This is a genomic window from Novosphingobium sp. 11B (assembly GCF_054589055.1).
Genome location: NZ_BAAILP010000198.1, coordinates 1 through 2,977 on the forward strand (window position 1 = coordinate 1; position 2,977 = coordinate 2,977).

Consider the following 2,977-nt stretch of genomic DNA (forward strand, 5'->3'; position numbering starts at 1 on the left):
CTTGCGACCAGCAACGCGCAGCAGGTGACGAAAGTGCGCCAGATCATCGAGGGCCTCGGCGGCGAGATCGCCACGCCTGCCGAAGCCCGCGAAATCCTCAGCCTCAAGGGCGGGGACAAGGTCGCCTTCTGACCCTGCTTCTCGCAATGCCGCAAGCCGGCGCAGGAGAATTCATGACATTGCCCCTCCCCGATCTCACCCAGTTCCGTGTCGAGCGACAGGACAACGGCCTGATCCATCTCGTCTTCGACTGCCCCGACAGATCGATGAACGTCTTTTCCAACAAGGCGATCCATGAACTGGGCGCCTTCGCCGAATGGCTGCACCGCGCCGATGACGTTCGCGGCGTGGTCGTCCGTTCCGGCAAGGCCAACGGCTTCTGCGCGGGCGCGGACCTGACGGAACTGGGCGTCGCCTACGAGATGATCGTCGCCGCCCCCAAGGCCGACCGTTTCGATATCGCCTTCGACCACTTCTTCCCGCTCAGCCATGCAATCCGCCGTCTGGAAACCGCAGGAAAGCCGATTGCCGCCGCCGTGGCGGGTGTCGCACTCGGCGGCGGATGCGAGTTGGCGCTCGGCGCCCACTACCGTGTCCTGACCCGTTCCCGCCGTGCGATGCTGGGCCTGCCTGAATATGCCGTGGGGCTACTTCCCGGCGCCGGCGGAACCCAGCGCATGCCCCGCCTCGTCGGCGTCGAGGCCGGGCTGGAAGTCCTGCTTCTCGGCCGTACCTACCAGGGCGAAGATGCCGTGGCTGCCGGCCTTGCCGACGAGGTCGTGGATGAAGGCGACGAGATCGCTGCCGCCGAACGCTGGCTGCTGTCCGAGGCGGCCCACTGCGTGCAGCCCTGGGACCGCACTGACAGTGCTCCTTTGTCGCATGTCGAAATTTCCGGCGCTATCGAGCGCCATCGCGAACGCGAACTGGCAAGGATGCTCGGCCACGAACCAGCCCCTCTCGCCATTCTCGACTGCGTCGAGTTCGGCATCATCCAGCCGATCGATGGCGCCATCCGCGCGGAAATGTCAGTATTCGCCACGTTGATCCAGCGCCCCGAACCCCGCAATATGATCCGCACGATGTTCCTCGGCAAGCAGGCCTATGACAAGGCGGCAAAGGACGGCTCCCTGCCGGACAGCATCGAAGCCGCGCGGGAGGCGATCTCCACGAAGGTATCGCAGGCGTCTTCGCAATGCCCCGAATTGGCCAGCGCCCTGTTCGGAGCCCCTACCGCCGGATCTGCACCGGTCCAGCGGAGGGTCGGCACGGACTTCTGGCTTCGCGGTCGTCCGGCGGCGATGGCAGCCCTTAAGGAACTGTCGCGGGACTGCAGCGGCATAGTCGCCGACATGGACGACATCACCCGACTGCAACTCGATCACGCACTTGCTCGCACGCTTGTTGTGCCTGCCTATATCGGCGGCCTCGCTGGCATGACGGAACTGATCTAGAATATCCTCTTGCGGGAGAGTTCAGAACTCTCCCGCAAGAATTGTCTCAGGCAATGAGTAGCATAGGCGCCTCGATCGCCTCACGGAACGCGGCCATGAATTGCGCGGCCAAGGCGCCGTCGATCGCGCGATGGTCGAAGCTGCCAGTCGCGGCCATGATCGTGGCCAGCGCGATATCGCCGTCGATTTTCCACGGCTGTTCCACCCCTGCACCGATACCCAGGATCATGGCTTGCGGCGGATTGATGACCGGCACCATCTCATCAATGCCGAACATCCCCAGATTCGAGATGGTCGCGGTCCCGCCCTCGTAGTCGCCGGGCGTCAGGCGGCCTTCCCTCGCCTTCGCAGCCAGCGACCGGCTCGCTTCGGAAACAGCGCCAAGGGAAAGAGCGGCCACATCCCGAATGACCGGCGTGACGAGGCCGCCTTCGATGGCCACCGCCATGGCAATATCAACGCGTTCGAAGCGATGAATCCGGTCCCCGGCGAACTGCACATTGGCTTCTGGAACCTGCTCCAATGCCCAGCTTATCGCCTTGATACAAAAGTCATTTACCGAAACCCGGGCACCGCGATGCGAGACGGCACCGTTCAATTCCCGGCGCAGTTCGAGCAATCCATCAAGACGGCAACGGGCGGTGAGATAGAAGTGCGGGACGGTCTGCTTGCTCTCGGTCAGGCGCCGGGCGATGGTCCTGCGCATGGTGGACAGGCTCTCGCTGCGCATCGGTATTCCCTGAGGCGCGGGCAGCGGCCGATCTTCCGCCGGGATCAGGGCAACCGATGCCGCCGTCGCAAGTCCCAGATCCGCCGCCATTATCCTGCCGCGCGGCCCCGAGCCCGCGATCGTGTCCAGCCCGATGCCGCGTGCCGTGGCAAGGCGCCGGGCGAGCGATGTCGAACTGACATCCGGGGCTGAAACGGGCAATGTCTGAACCGGCTCGGCGTAGGTTTCGGCAGCAGCGAGAGGGACAGGATCGGTGTCCTCACCGGCACTCAACAGTGCCACAACGGCACCTACTGGTACATCAACGCTACCTGCAGGCACCACCAGACGCGCTATGCGGCCATCTTCGGCGGCTTCCATTTCCATGGTCGCCTTGTCGGTTTCGATCTCGGCGATCAGGTCGCCCGCCTTGACGGTATCGCCGGCGCCGACCAGCCAGCGGGCGAGCGTGCCCTTCTCCATCGTCGGGGACAGCGCCGGCATTTTGAGTTCAATGGCCATTTCAGTTTCTCCGGAAACAGTTGCGTCGCTGCATTGACGGTGGCGTCGGCATCGAAGCGCAACTGGCCCGATGCCCGCCAATCTTCCGCCCAGGGCCGCGCGCGTCTCGGTGATCGCAGCGGCCTTCATTGTCATCCCGATTGCTGCGAAAAGGAGCGCTTCAGAACCCCACCTTGTCCCCGCCCTTGAGGCTGAGGATTTCGCGGGCTTCGGCAGGCGTGGCGATCTCGCCGCCGAGGCCCTCGATGATCTGGCGCACTTTCGTCACCTGCTGCGCGTTGCTGGTCGCAAG

4 protein-coding genes are annotated in these 2,977 nt (G+C 64.4%); 2 read left to right on the plus strand and 2 right to left on the minus strand.

Annotated elements, in window-relative coordinates; all coding sequences use genetic code 11:
- Both ACYPYD_RS18045 and ACYPYD_RS18050 read left to right on the plus strand, forming a co-directional pair.
- Nucleotides 1-132, plus strand: a 132-nt coding sequence (locus tag ACYPYD_RS18045) for a 3-keto-5-aminohexanoate cleavage protein (RefSeq protein ID WP_459664611.1), incomplete at its 5' end; no start/stop codon positions are given.
- A 41-nt stretch (nucleotides 133-173) separates the two neighbouring features.
- A complete protein-coding gene (locus tag ACYPYD_RS18050; RefSeq protein WP_211151519.1) occupies nucleotides 174-1,454 on the plus strand; it encodes an enoyl-CoA hydratase-related protein in 1,281 nt (426 codons plus the stop codon).
- Between the two features lie 46 nt (nucleotides 1,455-1,500).
- Here the strand turns inward: ACYPYD_RS18050 and ACYPYD_RS18055 are convergent, their stop codons facing one another.
- Together ACYPYD_RS18055 and ACYPYD_RS18060 are read right to left on the minus strand one after the other, a co-directional pair.
- Nucleotides 1,501-2,685 carry a dihydrolipoamide acetyltransferase family protein gene (locus ACYPYD_RS18055; protein ID WP_211151518.1) on the minus strand — a complete coding sequence of 395 codons (1,185 nt, stop codon included), beginning with the start codon at nucleotides 2,683-2,685 and terminating at the stop codon, nucleotides 1,501-1,503.
- A 160-nt stretch (nucleotides 2,686-2,845) separates the two neighbouring features.
- Nucleotides 2,846-2,977 (minus strand): 3-keto-5-aminohexanoate cleavage protein (locus ACYPYD_RS18060; protein ID WP_459664614.1); only part of this gene is annotated, 132 nt, incomplete at its 5' end.